The organism is Variovorax raffinosi (assembly GCF_051216615.1).
Taxonomy (GTDB): Bacteria; Pseudomonadota; Gammaproteobacteria; order Burkholderiales; family Burkholderiaceae_C; genus Variovorax.
In genome coordinates, this window is sequence record NZ_JBPJZR010000001.1 from 968099 (window position 1) to 984374 (window position 16276).

Here is a 16276-nt window from a genome sequence, read left to right on the forward strand (position 1 = left end):
TGGCGGTACTTTCGATCAGTGGGCGGGTGCGGCTTCTTCGGCTTCGGTGGCCTGCCCGGCGCACGCTTCCTGCTCCTGCAGTTCGCGCCAGGCGATCTTTCCGGTGGCGGACTTCGGCAGCGCCTGGACGATCTGCACGATGCGCGGTGCCTTGTACGCCGCCATGTGCTCGCGGCACCAGGCCAGCAGGCTGGTGCTGTCCTCACGGCAGCCGTCGCGCAGCGCGACCACGGCCTTGACCGTTTCGCCGCGCCGCGCATCGGGCGCGGCAATCACGCAGGCTTCGAGGATCGACGGGTGCGTGTGCAGCGTGGCCTCGACCTCGGCCGGCCAGACCTTGAAGCCCGAGGCATTGATCATCCGCTTCAGGCGGTCGCGCATGAAGAAGTAGCCTTCTTCGTCCATGCTGGCGAGGTCGCCGGTGCGAAAGAAGCGTTTGCCGTCGCGCACAAAGAAGCTCTCGGCGTTGGCCTGCGCATGGTTCCAGTAGCCCAGCATGATCTGCGCGGCGTGCACCACGATCTCGCCGACTTCGCCTTGCGGCAGCGGCGCCAGCGTTTGCGGATCGACGATGCGCAGATCGACACCGAAGGTGGGCACGCCCAGGCAGCCCTTCTTGGGCTTGTGCATCGGGTTGGCACACAGGAAGTTGGCGCTTTCGGTCAGGCCATAGCCTTCGACGTAGTCCAGCCCGTAGCGGTTCTTGAGGATGTCGTTCACGTGCTGCGGCGTGGCAGCACCACCGCCGGTGACCACCGTCAGGCTCGACAGGTCGCGCTGCTCGATGCCAGGCTGCGCGAAGAAGTCGACCAGCATGGCCGGCAGCGCGGCCCAGAAGCTCACCCGATGGCGCTCGATCAGCAGTGCTGCGGCCTCCCGGTCCCAGCGTGGCATCAGCACGATGGTGCCGCCCCAGAAGATGGCCGAATTGACGTTGTTCTGCAGGCCCAGCAGGTGAAACAGCGGCGCCACTGCGAGGTACACGGACGATGGATGGGTACGGCGCCATAGTGAGGAACCGACGCAGGAGGTCATCACCGTGCGGTGCGTGTGCACGCAGGCCTTGGGCTTGCCGGTGGTGCCCGAGGTGTAGGGCAGCATGCACAGGTCATCGGGGCCAGCGCGGTGGAGCTGCGGCACATGGTCCTGCGCCAGTGCGGCCTGCCAGGACACGGCGGCCGGCGGCAGCGCGACATCGGCCATGCGCGCGCGCACCCAGTCGGGCGGCGCAAGGGCAAGGTCGCCATCCTCATCGCCGAGCGCGTCGCCATAGGCATGCACCACGAGCTGTCGCAGCGCGCCGGTGCCCACCAGGGGCGCCACGCGTTCGAGCAGTTCGCTGGCCACGAAGGCAACCACCGCGCCGCTGTCCTGCACGATGTGTTCGAGCTCCTCGCGCAGGAGCATGGCATTGACCGGCACGAAAACTGCGTCGGCCCGCAGGATGGCAAAGTAAGCGGCGATGAACTGCGGGCAGTTCTGGCTGAATACGATCACGCGATCACCGGGCGCCACCTGGCACCCATGCTGCAGGTAGCCCGCCATGGCTTCAGCCTCGGCCAGCAGCTCGGCATAGCGAACGGCCTTGTCGAAGAACTGCACTGCGGTCTTGGCCGGGTAACGACGGGCCGAGGTCTCGAGGTTGCAGAAAAGACTGGTTTCGGGGATGTGTGCCTCGCGAGGCAGGCCGCCACGGGCGCGCGCCGGCTCGATGCGCAGGGCGCCGCTCGGGCGCTCGGTGACGCCGGCAGGCGTGGGGCAAGGGTGTGTGGCGCTGGATGCCTGCATGGTGTCGTCCGGGTCGGCCTCGTCTCTGGAATGAAGGCGAGTAGAACGCGCTTCCTCATCGACGCGGCCACCCCGATCGGGTGGCCCTGCCGACCCGGCCCCGAGGCCGCCGACCACCCGCCGGGGGTAGTGCCGACACGGCACGGCTTGCCGACCATGGGCCTGCCCACTGCATAGGACACACACGAACCATGACGGATTGCTTTACACCTGCCGCCCCCGCGCGACGCCTGCTCCACACGCGCGAGATCGTCTGCCACGGCTACCTGCGCGACGACGGCCTGGTCGATGTGGAGAGCACGATGCGCGACATCTCGCCCCACGGCTCCGACCTCTTCTTCAAGCCACTGGGTGCGGGCGAAGATCTGCACCGCATGCGCGTGGTCCTGACGGTCGACGCCAAGCTGGTGATTCGCCAGGTGCGGGTGCACTCCGAAGCCGCTCCAACGCCCTGGTGCGCCGAGAGCAATGCCATCTACGACGCACTGGTCGGCCTGACGATCGGCCCAGGCTTCAGCGGGAAAGTCCGCGCGCTGGTGGGTGGCGCCAAGGGCTGCACCCATCTCACGGAGCTGATGGGCCCGGCCGCCACGACCGCCATGCAGACACTGTTTGCCCTGGGCCGCGAGAAGGGTGGGATGCGCGCCGCCCACGCCCGGCCCGGCGCCCTGCCCCAGCCCGCGCTCGTCAACACCTGCCAGGCGTACCGCGACGGCAGCCAAGCACTCCAAGCCATCTGGCCACTGCACCGGCGCGCGCCTCAGCCGCAGGCTTAGACAGCGCTGTCGCCCTCGTCGACCTCAGGACACGCCTAGGTGACGCGGCAGATGGTTCTGGCAATAGTCCAGGTACGCCCGGACGATCCTGGACGGGTGACGGTGCGACGGATAGAGCAGATGGACCTGTTGCTCAGGCAGGCGATGCTTGGGCAGCAGCGCAAGCAGTTGTCCGTCCTTGATGCCTTGTGCCGCCAGGAACGGTGGCAGCTCCGTCACAACCTCGCCGGCCAACGCCCGGCTGCGCAAGTGCAGGTAGCTGTTGGTGGACAGCACCGGCTTGGGCTCCAGCGTCTGTTCGCCGAGTTGCCAGGTGCCACGGGCGCTCACATCCCTGCACCAGACAGCACAAGGAAAGCGGTGCAGATCGTCGGGTGAGGTGGGCTTGCCCAGGCGCTGCACCAGTCCAGCGCCCGCGACGAGCACATGGCGGTAAGTGATCATGTGCCGCGCGACCATGGACTCGTGCACGATGGTGCCGACTCTCAACGCGACATCGATGCCATCCTGGACGAGGTCGACCCGACGCTCGGTGGTATAGACGGACAACTCGATCTCGGGGTACTGCTGCTGGAAAGCACTGAGCAACGCCCACCAGGGCTCGAAGCCCGGCGGCAGGGACAGCCGCAAGCGCCCCTTGAGCCGCGCCTGGTCGCTCATCACGGCCTGCTCACCCTCGGCCAACGCCTCAATGCCGCGGCTCGCGTGCTCGTACAACCGCATGCCCGCTTCGGTCAGGCTCGTGCCCCGCGCCGAGCGCTCGAGCAACTGCACATTCAGCTCACGCTCAAGCTCGCGTATGCGGCGGCTCAAGGTGGGCAACGGAACATCCATGCGCTGGGCCGCGGCCGACAAGCTGCCGGCCTGCACCACGCCGACGAACATCTGTGCTGCGTTGAGGTCCATTCGGTCCTTCCAAATATGGAAGGGAAGTTACCAGAAATACATCTTCCGCGTCATAAGCGAGCGACCTAAAGTTGAGCCAAGCAGCAGGAAAACCCGGCTGCCAACCACCTTCAGGAGCTTACCGTGACCATCGAATCCACACTCAAGGCCTATGAGGCCGCCCTCAACACCAACGGCATCGACGCCATCCTCGACCTGTACGGTCGCGAACCGGTGTTCATGCCGCAGAACGCGCCCGCACTCGTCGGACGGGACGCGGTGCGCGCCGGCTATCAGCAAGTGTTCAGCACGCTCAAGCTCAGCGTTGCCTTTACGGTGCACGAGATCCAGGAAGCCGGCGACTGGGCCTGGGTTCGCACCAGTTCCGCTGGCCGCACACGCATCCTTGCCGCCGGCATCGAAGTGACGGAAGGCAACAACGAGCTGTTCGTGTTTCGACGCGAAGACGGCGACTGGAAGATCCACCGCTACCTGTTCGCCACCAACCAGCCGCGCGCTTGAGGAGCACCGCCATGAAAGCCTATGTGATCGAACAAGCCGGCGGCCCGGAAGTGCTCCAGTTGCGCGACATTCCGTCGCCGCAACCCACGGCCAACGAGGTGCAGATCCGCGTGCGCGCATTCGGCCTCAACCGCGCCGAAACCTATCTGAGGGCGGGCAAGATGGGCGCCATCACCGCGCCGCGTGTGCCCGGCATCGAGGCCGTCGGTGAAGTCGTCCTCGACCCCGCTGGCGTCTTTCGCACCGGCCAGCGTGTGGCCACCGCAATGGGCGGCATGCAGTTCAGCCGCAACGGCAGCTATGCCGAGCAGGTGACCGTGTTGCGCGACAACGTGATCGCGCTCGACGACATCCCGCTGTCGTGGGAAGAGCTTGCAGCACTGCCGGAGGCGTATCTCACCATCTGGGGTGCGCTGGACAAGACGCTTGCGATTCAGCCCGGCCAGACCCTACTGGTTCGTGGCGCAACATCTTCCGTCGGCATGGCTGCCGTCACCTATGCCAAGGCACGAGGCCTGAAGGTGATCGCCACCACGCGAGCGGAAGCCAACGTCGCACGGCTGCGCGAGCTGGGCTCGGATGAAGTCATCGTCGACCAGGGCGAGATTGCTTCGTCCGTTCGCCAGATCGTTCCTGCAGGCGTGGACCTTGCACTCGAAGTCGTGGGGGCATCGACCCTGCGCGACACGATAAAGGCATTGAAGCCGTTCGGCGCTGTCTCGGTCGTCGGACTTCTCGGCGGTCCCCCTGTGCTTGAGCAATTCCACCTGATGCAGGACCTGCCCGACGCCAAGCGCTTGAACTTCTTCCCGAGCGGTCTGCTCGGAACGGCGGCCCTGCCCCTGTCGAACGCACCGCTGCGGTGGGTTGCCGAACAAGTCGTCGCCGGACGCATTCCGTCACTGCGCTCGAGGACCTTCGACTTCGACGACGTGCGCCATGCCCACAGCCTGATCGAAAGCGACCGCGCGCTCGGCAAGCTCGTCGTGCGCCTTTGAGTTCCATCTTCCCAAGATCTTTCTCAGGAGCCCTCCATGTATGCCCTTTTCCGCACCCTCCTGGCGACCACAGCGTTGATCGCCGCACTCCCGGCGACCTCACTCGCGGCACCCTCTGCCTCGGGCAAAGCGACCACGACCGCGATCAGTCAGCAGCTCCACCGCTACGAGCAGGCACTCAACACCTCGGACGTCGACAGCGTCATGGCGCTGTATGCCGACGATGCCGTGTTCATGCCGCAGAACAGCCTTCCGGCGGTGGGCCGCGACGCAGTGCGTGCGGCGTATCGGCAGGTGTTCGCAGGGATCAAGCTCGACGTTCGCTTTCAGGTCGACGAGATCCGCCAGCTTTCCCGGGACTGGGCCTATGCGCGCACCCGGTCGAGCGGCACCACAACGCCGCTCTCCGGCAATCAGCCGCCCGGGGCCGAGGCGAACCAAGAGCTATTCATGTTCCATCGAGACGCTGACGGCCAATGGCGCTTTGCCCGCTATATCTTCTCGACCACCAACACCCCTGCACAGCGCTGAAAAACGGAACAGCCATGAACACCTCTTTGAATTCGACCTCCACGCAACTTTACCCCTACCCCATGGCAGCCGCGCGCGTGCTGTTGGCCATGATCTTCGTGTTGTCCGGTCTGTCCAAAATCGGCGCGATCGACGGCACCCGCGGCTATATGGAGGCGATGCATGTGCCGGGTGCGCTGCTATGGCCGACCCTCCTCTTCGAGGTGGGAGCGGGCGTGCTGATCATCGTCGGCTACCGCACCCGCCTCGTCGCTGGGCTGCTCGCCGGCTTCTGCTTGATCTCTGCCGCGGTTTTTCACAACCAGTTCACTGACCAGATCCAGTTGTTCATGTTTCTCAAGAACGTCTCGATCGCCGGCGGGTTTGTTCTGCTGGCCTGCGTCGGCGCAGGCGCATTGAGCCTTGATGCTCGAGCACAGAAAGCACCTGGTCTCAACTGAGCCCATCTTCTCTATCTTCAATCCGAAACGGAACATCACATGTCTGACAAGAAAATCATCGCCGTCGTCGGTGCCACCGGCGCCCAGGGCAGCGGACTGGTCCGCGCCATCCTGAACGACAAGAACAGCGCCTTCGCGGTCCGCGCGATTACACGCTACCCCGACAGCGACGACGCAGAGGTGCTTCGCGATCTAGGCGCCGAAGTCGTTGCGGCGGATGTCGACGACGCCGAGAGCCTGGAGCGCGCCTTCAAGGGCACATACGGGGTCTATTGCGTGACCTTCTTCTGGGCGCATTTCGACACCGCGCTGGAAATCGCGCAAGCGCGCCGGATGGCTGAAGCGGCCAAGACCGCTGGCGTGCAGCACGTCATCTGGTCCACGCTCGAGGACACGCGCCGGTGGATCCCGCTCTCCGACAATCGGATGCCAACGCTGCAGGGCCAGTACAAGGTGCCGCACATGGACGCCAAGGGCGAAGCCAACCAGATCTTCACCAACCTTGGTCTGCCGGTGACCTTCCTGTTGACGTCGTTCTACTGGGAGAACCTGATCCACTTTGGACTGAATCCAAAAAAGGGACCGGACGGGAAGCTTTACTTTACGATGCCAATGGGCACCCGTAAGCTGCCTGGCATTGCCGTGGAAGACATCGGCAAGTCGGCCTATGGCATCTTCAAGCACGGCCGCGAATTCATCGGCAAGACTGTCGGCGTCGCTGGTGAGCATTTGAGTGGGGCCCAGATGGCCGCCGCGCTCGGCACGGCACTGGGCCAGGAAGTCATCCACAACGACGTCTCTCCCGATGCGTTCCGCGCCTTCGGCTTCCCCGGCGCAGAGGATCTGGGCAACATGTTTCAGTTCAAGCACGACTTCAACGAGGAATTCCGCGCAAATCGCGATCCTGTTGTCGCACGGACCATCAATCCCACGCTACAGACGTTCGATGCGTGGCTCGATCAGAACAAGGAGCGCATTCCCCTCCAGTAAGGAGATACGAAATGGCGAATACGATGCGAGCGGCAGTGTTGCGCGAGCCTGGGCCAGTGGAGAACCTGGTGATCCGACACTTGCCGGTGCCGCAGCCGAGCCCCGGCTGGGTACGGATTGCGGTGAAGGCGTTCGGCTTGAACCGGTCCGAACTGCACACCCGGCTCGGTTTCTCCGAGGGCGTCACCTTTCCGCGCGTGCTCGGGATCGAGGCGGTCGGTGTCGTCGACGCCGCGCCTGGCAGCGACCTGCAGGTCGGCCAGCAAGTGGCCACTATGCTTGGCGGCATGGGGCGCGCCTTCGATGGCGGCTATGCCGAATACGTCGTCGTGCCCCGCGGCCAGGTGATCTCTTTCGAGTCGGCATTGCCCTGGGCCACGCTCGGTGCCATCCCGGAAACGTTGCAAACCGCGCATGGATCCCTCGGTATCGGGCTGGATCTGCGAGCAGGACAGACCCTGCTTATCCGCGGTGGTACTTCGGCGCTGGGCCTCATGGCCGCCAAATTGGCGAAGGATCGGGGGGCCACGGTGTTGGCCACGACTCGCCAGCCCGAGCGGGCTGCGGCGCTGCAAGCGCACGGCGTGGATCATGTGATCGTCGACGATGGCCAGGTCGCCGGAGCGGTGCGCCAGATCGTGCCCGAGGGCGTGGATGCCGCACTTGAACTCGTCGGCACACCTGCGCTACCCGATACCTTGCGCGCCACGCGCCTGCACGGCACCGTGTGTTTCACGGGCATGCTGTCCAATCATTGGACCGTGGACCAGTTCTACCCCATCGACTACATCCCGCGCGGCGTCAGGCTGACGGCCTACGCCGGCGGCGCCGACGACTTGCCTGCACCGGTGTTGCAGGCCTATCTGAACCGTTTGGCTGCAGGCACCGTTGCGATCGGGCCGTCGCACGTATACGCTCTGGACGACATCGCCCTCGCCCATGCCGACATGGAACACAATCGCGTCTTCGGCAAGCTGGTGGGTGTGACCGACGCAGTTCTACAACCAAATCAAAGGGCAACATGAAAGCGGCCTGGTATGAACAAAGAGGCGTAGCCCGCGATGTGCTGGTGGTGGGCGAGATGTCCGAGCCGGTGCCCGCCAAGGGTGAGGTGCGCATCCGGCTGGCGTTTTCCGGCATCAACCCGGGTGACGTCAAGAAGCGTGGCGGCTGGCAGGGCGCTCCGATGCCGTATCCGAGGGTCGTGCCGCACAGCGACGGCGCCGGGGTGATCGACGCCGTGGGTGCGGGCGTATCCACAGCGCGCGTCGGTCAGACCGTCTGGTGTTACGGCGCTCAGTCCTACCGCGCCTTTGGCACCGCGGCCGAACAGGTTGTGGTGCCTTCCGCGCTGGCCGTGCCCTTGCCCGATGCTTTTGGGTTGCAGCCCGACCTGCTCGAACAGGCGGCGTGCCTTGGCATTGCCGGCATCACTGGATATCGGGCTGTGTTTGTGGGCGGTCCGGTGGCGGGACTGAACGTGCTGGTGTGGGGCGCCGCATCGGGCGTTGGCGCCGTGGCCTTGCAGATGGCACACCGCGCCGGCGCCCGAGTGATGGCCGTAGTGCGTCACCGTGAACAGTTGCAAGTTGTGCGCGCGATGGGCGCAACCGAGGCCTGGCTGGCCGACGATCCAGCACTGGTGGATCTGATCCGCGCGGCTGCGCCTCAAGGCGTTCACCGCATCGCCGAAGTCGACTTCGCGGCGCACATCGACACCGACGCTGCCGTCATCGCCATCGGCGGCGTCATCAGCGCTTATTACTCTTCGGCCGAACGCCCTGCCATTCCATACTGGAAACTCGGTTTCGCAGACGTGTCGTTGCACTTGCTGGGCAGCGACGACTTCCCGCCGGCCGTGAAAGCTGAAGCCGCGCGCGAGTTGACTGCAGCGCTGGTCGAGGGTTCGCTGCGTGCATCCATCGCCGCACGGCTATCGCTGGCCGACATCGCACAGGCACACGAGCAGGTGGAACGTGGTGTGGGTGGGCGTGTGCTGCTGAGCTTCAACACCGGTGCGCTTGAACAGCCCATCGAACGACACGGCCACACTGCTCTCCGGCAATCAGTCGCCTAGGTCCGAAGCGAACCAGGGGCTGTTCGTGCTCGATCGAGAAGCTGATGGTCGATGACGCTTTGCTCGGTACATTTTGTCGAGCACCAACTCCCACTGCTCGCTGACCTTGCATTCTCTTCCTCGATGAGCGTCCTCGCCTCTTGCGAGAAGCTGCGCGCAGCAGCTGATCGCCTTGCCCCATTTCCGATCACCGCCATGTCCATGTCCACACCTTCGCCCGCGACGGCGCTTGCGCACCCCGGCCAGCCGGAGCGCGACCCGCTCTCGGACCTGCTGGACCTCGTCCACATCCGCGGCGAGATGGCCCTGACCTGCACGCCCGAGACGCCCTTCGTCCTGTCATTTCCCGCCGGAGCGTCCAGCATGCACGCCGTGACGCAAGGCACGGTGACAGTGCGCATCGAAGGCATGGCCGATCCGATCCGGCTCGGGCCCGGCGAACTGATCCTTTTGCCGCATGGCACGGCGCACGTGATCGAAGCCGGCGAGGCCCGCACCGTCGTCGGCATCGCGGACGCCTTGCAGTCCGGCTTCGACCGCGCGCGCAGCGCGCTCGGCCAGGGCTCCTCGCCGGCATGGTTCTGGGGCAGCTTCACGTTCGACAGCGCGATCTCTCGACGCCTGCTGGACACACTGCCAGTTGCGATCACGCTGCGTGAGCTGAACGAACGGCCGCTCGAATGGTTCCAGCTGTGCTGGGAGATCATGGTCGACGAGACCCGGCGGCGGCTGCCCGGCGGCAGCGTGATGGTGTCGCGGCTGCTCGACATCGTGTTCGTGAAAGTCATCCGACGCTGGGCTGAACAGGATGCCGCCGCGCCGCACTGGTTGACGGCGTCTCTCGATCCGCGGATCGCCAGCGTGCTGTCGGCGATCCATGCCGCCCCCGCGCGTCCCTGGCAGGTCGCAGATCTTGCGGAGATCGCCGGGATGTCCAGATCGTCGTTCGCCACCCGCTTCGAGTCGTTGCTCAAACAGCCCCCCGGGGCCTATCTGACCGCCTGGCGGCTCGACAAGGCGACCGAACGCCTGCGCAATACATCCAGGTCGATCCTGTGGATCGCTGAAGACGTGGGTTACGAATCGGACGCGGCCTTCAGCCGCGCATTCCGTGAGCGCTTCGGGTTGTCACCTTCGCAGTGGCGAAAGCAGGTACGGGCCGCGACCGACTGAAGGTCACGCGTCGCACCGCTCGGCGTTCGTGCAAAGCTTTTTGGAGTTTGGGTCATTCCAGCCGCGATCCGCACCACCAATAATGATCGCCATTCGTTGATTTGGTCTCATCCGCCGGCGGACCAAGTTGCGTCGAAACAGCCGGCGATCAACCTTGATCGAATGGGAGTGACATCGTGAGCAACAAACCAACGGTTGTTTTGGTCCATGGTTTCTGGGGCGGTGCAGCGCACTGGCACAACGTCATCATCGAACTCCTGCGCAAGGGCCACACAGCCATCCGCGCGGTCGAGCTGCCACTGACCTCGCTGGCCGACGATGCCGAGCGCACGCGCAAGATGGTGGCGCAGGTGCAAGGCCCTGTTCTGCTGGTTGGCCATTCATATGGTGGCGCCGTGATCACGCAGGTTGGCGACATGCCCAACGTGGTCGGGCTGGTCTACATCGCCGCCTTCGCGCCCGACGCTGGCGAAAGCCCCGGCGGCATCACGCAAGAACACCCGCCGGTGGCCGTGCCCAATTTGGCGCCCGACAGCGATGGCTACCTGTGGGTCAAGCCCGAGAAATACCACGAGAGCTTCTGCCAGGACCTGAGTGCGGAAGAAGGCCTGGTGATGGGCCTGACGCAGAAGGCGCCACTGGCCAGCACCTTCGGCGACACGATCACCGCACCCGCGTGGAAGAAGAAGCCGTCGTGGTATCAGATTTCGAGCGAGGACCGGATGATCGCGCCAGTCAACCAGCAGCGCATGTCGGCGCGGCTCGGCGCGAAGAAGGTCATCACGCTGGCAGCCAGCCACGCGTCGCTGGCGTCGATGCCGGCGGAAGTGGCGGCGCTGATCCACGAAGCCGCAAGCACGTAAGACCGCGTTGCTTTAGGCACGGCTGGCTTGAACAGGCTCGAAGGACCGAACCCACCGAAAAGCACTGCTGGCGTCGGCGAGGGAGAAGTATCGCGATCATGTTGATTTCCATGCGGACGTGACGCTGTGGGGCAAACAAGCTTGAAAATCCGCAGCGCAGAGGCATCTTTCCGCACTCAGTGAAAGCTGGGCAGCGCACCGCGGCGTGGCCAGAGAGCGCCGTGCAATCGTGGATCGCGGAGCGCATGGATGGACGCATACCTTGATTAAGTGATCCGGACCCGCCGCCATGCCATCACGCGGCGGGCGCCCTTCTCACACGGCTGCGTTCAGTTCAACCGCAGAAGAACTCGCCTTGGTCGCCAACACGTCCAGATAGTTCGCCCACCGCTGGAGCATCAAGGTGCGCTGCTTGAGGTACTGCGTACGGTTGTAGGCGCGCCCATTGGCGTCCTTAACAGCGTGTGCCAGCTGAGCTTCGATCACCAGCGGGTCGATCTCCAGCGTTTCGGCCAGCAAGGTCCGGGCCGTCGCCCGGAAGCCATGAACCGTCTGCACAGTCGGCCCATACCCTAAGGTCAGAAGCGCTGCGCGCAGGGTGTTGTCCGAGATCGGTCTTTCATGACTGCGCTCGCCCGGGAAGACAAACGCACCATGCCCCGTAATCGGGTGAAGCTTGCGCAGCAACTCCACTGCCTGCTTGGGCAGAGGCACCACGTGCGGATCACCATGCTGCTTGCCGTCGATGCGCCGCTTCATCCGCGCAGCGGGCACAGTCCAGAGCGCTCCGCCGAGATCGATCTCGGCCCAGGCGGCCGCTCGAAGCTCGTTCGGGCGTTGAAAAAGCATGGGTGCCAGTTGAAGGGCCGTACGCACGATGGCTCCGCCTTGGTAGCTCCGGATGACGCGTATCAGCGTACCTAGTTGGGCCGGATCCGTTATCGCCGCGAAATGCCGTTTCTTGTGGGGCGTGAGAGCCCCTTTGAGATCCGCCGTGATATCACGCGGCGCCCGCGCAGTCGCCACCGCGTAGCGCCACACCGCGCGTGCCGTCATCAGCACGCGGCTGGCTACATCGAGAGCGCCACGCTCCTCGACACGACGCAGGGCCGCCAACAACTCGATGGCCTCGATTTCGCTGATGCGACGAGCAGCGAAGTACGGAAACAGATCTTTTTCGAGGTTGCGTTTCTCGCGCGTGGCGTAGTGGCCGCTCCAGCGCGTATGGTGCTTGTCGAACCATTCGAGCGCCGTCTCTCGAAAGGTGTCGCCCGTGTTCACTGCCGCCTTGAGCTTGACGACCTGCCTCGCCTGAATGGGGTTGATCCCGGCTGCTTTCAGCGCCTTGGCCGCATCACGCGCCTTGCGCGCCGCAGCGAGGCTCACGCCGGGATAGGAGCCCAGGGCGAACTTCTTTTCAACCCCTTCGATCCTGAACTTCCAGAACCATCGGCGAGAGCCCGAGGCCGAGACTTCCAGATAAAGGCCGCCGGTATCGGCGTAGCGTGCTTGCTTGCGGTCAGGCGGACAGGCGGCATTGCGGCATGCAGCATCGGTTATCGGCATGGGGTACATCCAAGGGTTGGGGGTACAAAACTGCCGTTTCCGGGGATTCCTGGGGTCCGTACCCCCCGTTGTACCCCCTGCTGATCCTGGCAGTCACCGAATTTCAGTGTATGCCTCTGGACGCCGTTCGCCCAGTTTCCCAATGAAAAAGGGCGTCCGGTGGATGAAACCGGACGCCCTTGGACGTTTTGTTGGTCGGTGTGAAAGGATTCGAACCTTCGACCCCTTGCACCCCATGCAAGTGCGCTACCAGGCTGCGCCACACACCGAAGCTCTCGATTATAGCGGGCGAAATTCAGTGTCCGATGGTCAACAGCTCACGAATTTCAAAGAGTTCACGTCGAAGGTGCAGCAACTGTGACAGGTCGGCCGTGCGCGGCGTGGTCTGTTCGGGGCTGTCCTGCACGGCAGCATCGAATTCTTCCTGGTCGATCTCGATCGCTTCCATGCCTTCGAGCGGTACCTCACCGGCCTTGCGACGGTCGCGCTCGCCTTGCACGAGCTCTTGCAACTTGTTGCGCGCGCCGCTGATCGTGAAGCCCTGGTCGTAGAGCAGGTCGCGGATGCGCCGGATCATGAGCACTTCGTGGTGCTGGTAGTAGCGACGGTTGCCGCGTCGCTTCATCGGGCGCAGTTGCGTGAACTCCTGCTCCCAGTAGCGCAACACGTGCGGCTTGACGCCACAGAGTTCGCCGACCTCACCAATGGTGAAGTAGCGTTTGACAGGAATCGGCGGGAGGGTTTTCTCCATTGAAATCAAGACGGTGCGCGGGAAACCTCAGAGATTACTCTACGCAACCGCGCAGCACCAAGCACTATTCGGCGCCCAGGCTCCACTCGACTTCGGAAGCGCTTCCCTGATCGATGCTGCCGTGGATCTGCTCCTTGAGTTTCGCGCTCGCATGGAAGGTCGCGACGCGGCGCTCGCCGATGGGAATGGCTTCGCCGGTGCGCGGGTTGCGACCCGGCCGAGGAGCCTTCACGCGGATCTGGAAGTTGCCGAAGCCCGAGATCTTGACGTCATCGCCCTCGATCAGGCTGCCGGCCACAAGCTCGAAAAAAGCTTCGACCATGTCCTTGGACTCACGCTTGTTCAGCCCGATCTGCTCGAACAGCAGATCGGCCAGATGCGCCTTCGTGAGCGCCGGCGTTTCGAGGGCTTCGAGCGTGAATTCGGCAGCGTTCATCTTCATCCTCTCAAGCGGCCGCCCAGCTTGGCGCCCAATTGTTCGACGATTGCACGGACAGCGGGCTCGACCTGTTCGTCGGTCAACGTCGCGCTGTCGTCCTGGAAGCTCAGGCGAACCGCCATGCTCTTCTCGCCCTGCGCCAGTGCGCCGGGTGCAGCCACGGCACCATCGCGCAGCGGCTGCGGACGGTAGATGTCGAACAACGCCGCATCACGCAGCAGGCCTTGGGCAGCCGAAGCGGCGCGGATGGCCTGCATCAGCGCATCGTGCGAAACAGACTCGGCCACGACGACCGCGATGTCGCGCTCGACGGCCTGGTGCTTCGGCACCGGCTGCGCCACCGGCACAGGACGCGCCATGACCGCATCGAGGTCGAGTTCAAACAGCACTGGCGCATGGGCAAAGTCCCACTTCTGGCGCCAGCGCGGATGCAGTTCGCCGACGAAGCCAATGGCCTTGCCATCGACCAGCACGCGGGCCGAGCGGCCCGGATGCAGCGCAGGATGTTCGGCCGCCTCGAAGATCGGCACCAGGGGTGCGAGCAAGGCTTCAACGTCGCCCTTGACGTCGTAGAAGTCGACGCGCGGCGCCTTGCCATCCCAGTGCGATTCGTCGGCGTCGCCCCAGGCAAGCCCTGCCACGCGCATCGGCTGGTTGACGCCACGCACGGTGCTGTCGGTGGTGACGACGCTGTCGTCACGCATGAACACGCGGCCCAGCTCGAACACGCGCACACGCGGTGCCTTGCGGTCGAGGTTGAACTTGAGCACCTGCAGCAGCGAGCCCAGCAGCGACGAGCGCATCACGCTCATCTGGCTGGCAATGGGGTTCAGCAGCTTGACCGGGTTGGCGTTGCCCGCGAGGTCTTGCTCCCAGTGCGCTTCCACGAAGCTGAAGTTGATCGTTTCTTGATACCCCAGCGCCGCGACGCTGCGACGCACCGCGAAACGGCTGCGTTGCGCTTCAGTCCGCACGCGGGCCGTGATGGGCGCAAGCGGTGCCGTGGTCGGCAGGTTGTTGAAGCCGATCAGACGTGCGACTTCCTCGATCAGGTCTTCTTCGATCAGCAGGTCGAACCGGTGCGGCGGCGGCGCAACCGTCAGGGTGCCTTCGCCTTCCGTGATGGCAAAGCCGAGGCGATTCAACGCATCCGCGCATTGCGCCTGCGTCAGCGGCATGCCGATCACGCGCGCGGCACGCGCCACGCGCAGCGTGACAGGTGCGGCTTCGGGCACGTGCAGCTTCTGGTCGTCCATCGCGCCGGCCTGGCCGCCGCATATTTCGATGATCAGTTGCGTGATGCGCTCGATGATTTGCACAGTGCGGCTCGGGTCCACGCCGCGCTCGTAGCGGTGGCCGGCATCGGTCGAGAAGTTGAAGCGACGCGAACGGCCCTGCACTGCTTCAGGCCACCAGAATGCGGCCTCGACGTAGATGTTGCGCGTGTCGTCCGACACCGAGGTGGCATCGCCGCCCATGATGCCGGCCAGCGATTCGACTTCGCGGTCATCCGCAATCACGCCGACCTTGTCGTCGACGGTGATGGTCGTTCCATTGAGCAGCTTGAGCTGTTCGCCCGCCTTGCCCCAGCGCACCGTGAGGCCGCCATGGATCTTGTCGAGATCGAAGATGTGACTGGGCTGGCCGTACTCGAACATCACGTAGTTCGAGATGTCGACCAGCGGCGTCACGCTGCGCTGGCCGCAGCGCGCGAGGCGCTCGACCATCCAGGCCGGCGTGGCGACCTTGGTGTTCACGCCGCGCACGATGCGGCCGGAAAAGCGGCCGCAGAGTTCAGGCGCTTCGACCTTGACCGGCAGCACATCGGCAAACGATGCCGTCACCGGTGCAATGACGGGTGTCTTGAGCGGTGCGCCGGTGAGCGCGGCCAATTCGCGCGCGACACCGTAGACGCTGAGGCCGTGCGCCAGATTGGGCGTGAGCTTGAGCGTCAGCAGCGCATCGTCAAGCTTGAGCACATCGCGCACGTCGGCCCCAATGGGCGCATCCGCGTCGAGTTCGAGCAGGCCGCCATGGTCTTCGCTCAGCTTCAGTTCGCGCGCCGAGCACAGCATGCCCTGGCTTTCGACGCCACGCAGCTTGCCGAGCTTGATGAGGAAAGGCTTGCCGTCTTCGCCCGGTGGCAGTTCGGCGCCGACCAGCGCACAAGGCACCTTGATGCCGACACGCGCATTGGGTGCGCCGCACACGATGTTGAGCAAGGCGCCCTGCCCCACATCGACCTGGCACACGCGCAGGCGATCGGCATTCGGATGCTGCTCAGCTTCCTTGATTTCGCCGACCACGATGCGCGTGAAAGGCGGCGCCACCGGTCGGCGCTCTTCAACCTCGAAGCCGCCCATGGTGAGCGTTTCGGCCAGTGTGGCGCTGTCGAGGGGCGGGTTGCAGAACTCGCGCAGCCAGGATTCCGGGAATTGCATCTCTTCGATCTCGATCTGTTTTTTCTGGTGTGGAAA

The 16276-nt window shown here is 64.6% G+C and carries 17 protein-coding genes and 1 tRNA gene; 11 read left to right on the forward strand and 7 right to left on the reverse strand.

From position 1 onward, the window contains the following. Positions 1-15 precede the first annotated feature (15 nt). Positions 16-1788, reverse strand: a complete 1773-nt coding sequence (locus ACSFB7_RS04565) for a long-chain fatty acid--CoA ligase (RefSeq protein ID WP_435467473.1) — start codon at positions 1786-1788, stop codon at positions 16-18. 191 nt (positions 1789-1979) lie between these two features. On the opposite strand from ACSFB7_RS04565, the gene ACSFB7_RS04570 reads away from it, so the two are divergent. Next, positions 1980-2564, forward strand: a complete 585-nt coding sequence (locus tag ACSFB7_RS04570; protein WP_435467474.1) for a DUF2889 domain-containing protein — start codon at positions 1980-1982, stop codon at positions 2562-2564. Positions 2565-2588: 24 nt separating this feature from the next. On the opposite strand, the gene ACSFB7_RS04575 is transcribed toward ACSFB7_RS04570, so the two are convergent. After that, positions 2589-3470, reverse strand: coding sequence for a LysR family transcriptional regulator (locus tag ACSFB7_RS04575; protein ID WP_435467476.1), 882 nt, complete (start codon positions 3468-3470; stop codon positions 2589-2591). A gap of 123 nt (positions 3471-3593) precedes the next feature. On the opposite strand from ACSFB7_RS04575, the gene ACSFB7_RS04580 reads away from it, so the two are divergent. The 10 genes from ACSFB7_RS04580 to ACSFB7_RS04625 all read left to right on the forward strand — a co-directional run bounded on the left by ACSFB7_RS04580 (position 3594) and on the right by ACSFB7_RS04625 (position 11309). Then, positions 3594-3971: a YybH family protein gene (locus ACSFB7_RS04580; RefSeq protein ID WP_435467478.1), complete on the forward strand. Its 378-nt coding sequence runs from the start codon at positions 3594-3596 to the stop codon at positions 3969-3971. An 11-nt stretch (positions 3972-3982) separates the two neighbouring features. Then, the gene (locus tag ACSFB7_RS04585) at positions 3983-4969 is read left to right on the forward strand and encodes a zinc-binding dehydrogenase (RefSeq protein WP_435467480.1); all 987 of its coding nucleotides are present in this window, start codon (positions 3983-3985) and stop codon (positions 4967-4969) included. 36 nt (positions 4970-5005) lie between these two features. Next, the gene (locus tag ACSFB7_RS04590) at positions 5006-5500 is read left to right on the forward strand and encodes a YybH family protein (protein ID WP_435467482.1); all 495 of its coding nucleotides are present in this window, start codon (positions 5006-5008) and stop codon (positions 5498-5500) included. 14 nt (positions 5501-5514) lie between these two features. Continuing rightward, entirely contained in the window at positions 5515-5940 is a 426-nt protein-coding gene (locus ACSFB7_RS04595) for a DoxX family protein (RefSeq protein WP_435467484.1), read from the forward strand. 39 nt (positions 5941-5979) lie between these two features. Further along, positions 5980-6930, forward strand: a complete 951-nt coding sequence (locus tag ACSFB7_RS04600; protein WP_435467486.1) for an NmrA/HSCARG family protein — start codon at positions 5980-5982, stop codon at positions 6928-6930. Between the two features lie 11 nt (positions 6931-6941). Beyond that, the gene (locus tag ACSFB7_RS04605; RefSeq protein WP_435467488.1) at positions 6942-7955 is read left to right on the forward strand and encodes a zinc-binding alcohol dehydrogenase family protein; all 1014 of its coding nucleotides are present in this window, start codon (positions 6942-6944) and stop codon (positions 7953-7955) included. Next, positions 7952-9007 carry an NADPH:quinone reductase gene (locus ACSFB7_RS04610; RefSeq protein ID WP_435467490.1) on the forward strand — a complete coding sequence of 352 codons (1056 nt, stop codon included), beginning with the start codon at positions 7952-7954 and terminating at the stop codon, positions 9005-9007. The genes ACSFB7_RS04605 and ACSFB7_RS04610 overlap by 4 nt, the downstream gene beginning before the upstream one ends. Positions 9008-9130: 123 nt before the next feature. Then, positions 9131-10180 carry an AraC family transcriptional regulator gene (locus tag ACSFB7_RS04615; protein ID WP_435467492.1) on the forward strand — a complete coding sequence of 350 codons (1050 nt, stop codon included), beginning with the start codon at positions 9131-9133 and terminating at the stop codon, positions 10178-10180. A 176-nt stretch (positions 10181-10356) separates the two neighbouring features. After that, complete coding sequence (locus tag ACSFB7_RS04620) at positions 10357-11043, forward strand: alpha/beta hydrolase (RefSeq protein ID WP_435467494.1); 687 nt, start codon at positions 10357-10359, stop codon at positions 11041-11043. 164 nt (positions 11044-11207) lie between these two features. Further along, positions 11208-11309 carry a helix-turn-helix transcriptional regulator gene (locus tag ACSFB7_RS04625; protein ID WP_435468082.1) on the forward strand — a complete coding sequence of 34 codons (102 nt, stop codon included), beginning with the start codon at positions 11208-11210 and terminating at the stop codon, positions 11307-11309. Positions 11310-11358: 49 nt separating this feature from the next. Here the strand turns inward: ACSFB7_RS04625 and ACSFB7_RS04630 are convergent, their stop codons facing one another. The 5 genes from ACSFB7_RS04630 to pheT form a co-directional block, all read right to left on the reverse strand. Then, positions 11359-12609 carry a tyrosine-type recombinase/integrase gene (locus ACSFB7_RS04630; RefSeq protein ID WP_435467495.1) on the reverse strand — a complete coding sequence of 417 codons (1251 nt, stop codon included), beginning with the start codon at positions 12607-12609 and terminating at the stop codon, positions 11359-11361. A gap of 192 nt (positions 12610-12801) precedes the next feature. Beyond that, positions 12802-12878, reverse strand: a tRNA-Pro gene (locus ACSFB7_RS04635). A gap of 26 nt (positions 12879-12904) precedes the next feature. Further along, complete coding sequence (locus ACSFB7_RS04640) at positions 12905-13360, reverse strand: MerR family transcriptional regulator (RefSeq protein WP_435467497.1); 456 nt, start codon at positions 13358-13360, stop codon at positions 12905-12907. A 64-nt stretch (positions 13361-13424) separates the two neighbouring features. After that, positions 13425-13796 (reverse strand): integration host factor subunit alpha, encoded by a 372-nt coding sequence (locus tag ACSFB7_RS04645; RefSeq protein WP_435467499.1) that lies wholly within the window; start codon positions 13794-13796, stop codon positions 13425-13427. A gap of 2 nt (positions 13797-13798) precedes the next feature. Next, positions 13799-16240, reverse strand: coding sequence for a phenylalanine--tRNA ligase subunit beta (pheT, locus tag ACSFB7_RS04650; protein ID WP_435467501.1), 2442 nt, complete (start codon positions 16238-16240; stop codon positions 13799-13801). Positions 16241-16276 lie beyond the last annotated feature (36 nt).

Bases quoted from the DNA above. Each gene is read 5' to 3' on its own strand.
- ACSFB7_RS04565 (WP_435467473.1), bottom strand. From the start codon at position 1,788: ATGCAGGCATCCAGCGCCACACACCCTTGCCCCACGCCTGCCGGCGTC.
- ACSFB7_RS04570 (WP_435467474.1), top strand. From the start codon at position 1,980: ATGACGGATTGCTTTACACCTGCCGCCCCCGCGCGACGCCTGCTCCAC.
- ACSFB7_RS04575 (WP_435467476.1), bottom strand. From the start codon at position 3,470: ATGGACCTCAACGCAGCACAGATGTTCGTCGGCGTGGTGCAGGCCGGC.
- ACSFB7_RS04585 (WP_435467480.1), top strand. From the start codon at position 3,983: ATGAAAGCCTATGTGATCGAACAAGCCGGCGGCCCGGAAGTGCTCCAG.
- ACSFB7_RS04590 (WP_435467482.1), top strand. From the start codon at position 5,006: ATGTATGCCCTTTTCCGCACCCTCCTGGCGACCACAGCGTTGATCGCC.
- ACSFB7_RS04595 (WP_435467484.1), top strand. From the start codon at position 5,515: ATGAACACCTCTTTGAATTCGACCTCCACGCAACTTTACCCCTACCCC.
- ACSFB7_RS04600 (WP_435467486.1), top strand. From the start codon at position 5,980: ATGTCTGACAAGAAAATCATCGCCGTCGTCGGTGCCACCGGCGCCCAG.
- ACSFB7_RS04605 (WP_435467488.1), top strand. From the start codon at position 6,942: ATGGCGAATACGATGCGAGCGGCAGTGTTGCGCGAGCCTGGGCCAGTG.
- ACSFB7_RS04610 (WP_435467490.1), top strand. From the start codon at position 7,952: ATGAAAGCGGCCTGGTATGAACAAAGAGGCGTAGCCCGCGATGTGCTG.
- ACSFB7_RS04615 (WP_435467492.1), top strand. From the start codon at position 9,131: ATGAGCGTCCTCGCCTCTTGCGAGAAGCTGCGCGCAGCAGCTGATCGC.
- ACSFB7_RS04630 (WP_435467495.1), bottom strand. From the start codon at position 12,609: ATGCCGATAACCGATGCTGCATGCCGCAATGCCGCCTGTCCGCCTGAC.
- ACSFB7_RS04640 (WP_435467497.1), bottom strand. From the start codon at position 13,360: ATGGAGAAAACCCTCCCGCCGATTCCTGTCAAACGCTACTTCACCATT.
- ACSFB7_RS04645 (WP_435467499.1), bottom strand. From the start codon at position 13,796: ATGAACGCTGCCGAATTCACGCTCGAAGCCCTCGAAACGCCGGCGCTC.
- pheT (WP_435467501.1), bottom strand. From the start codon at position 16,240: ATGCAATTCCCGGAATCCTGGCTGCGCGAGTTCTGCAACCCGCCCCTC.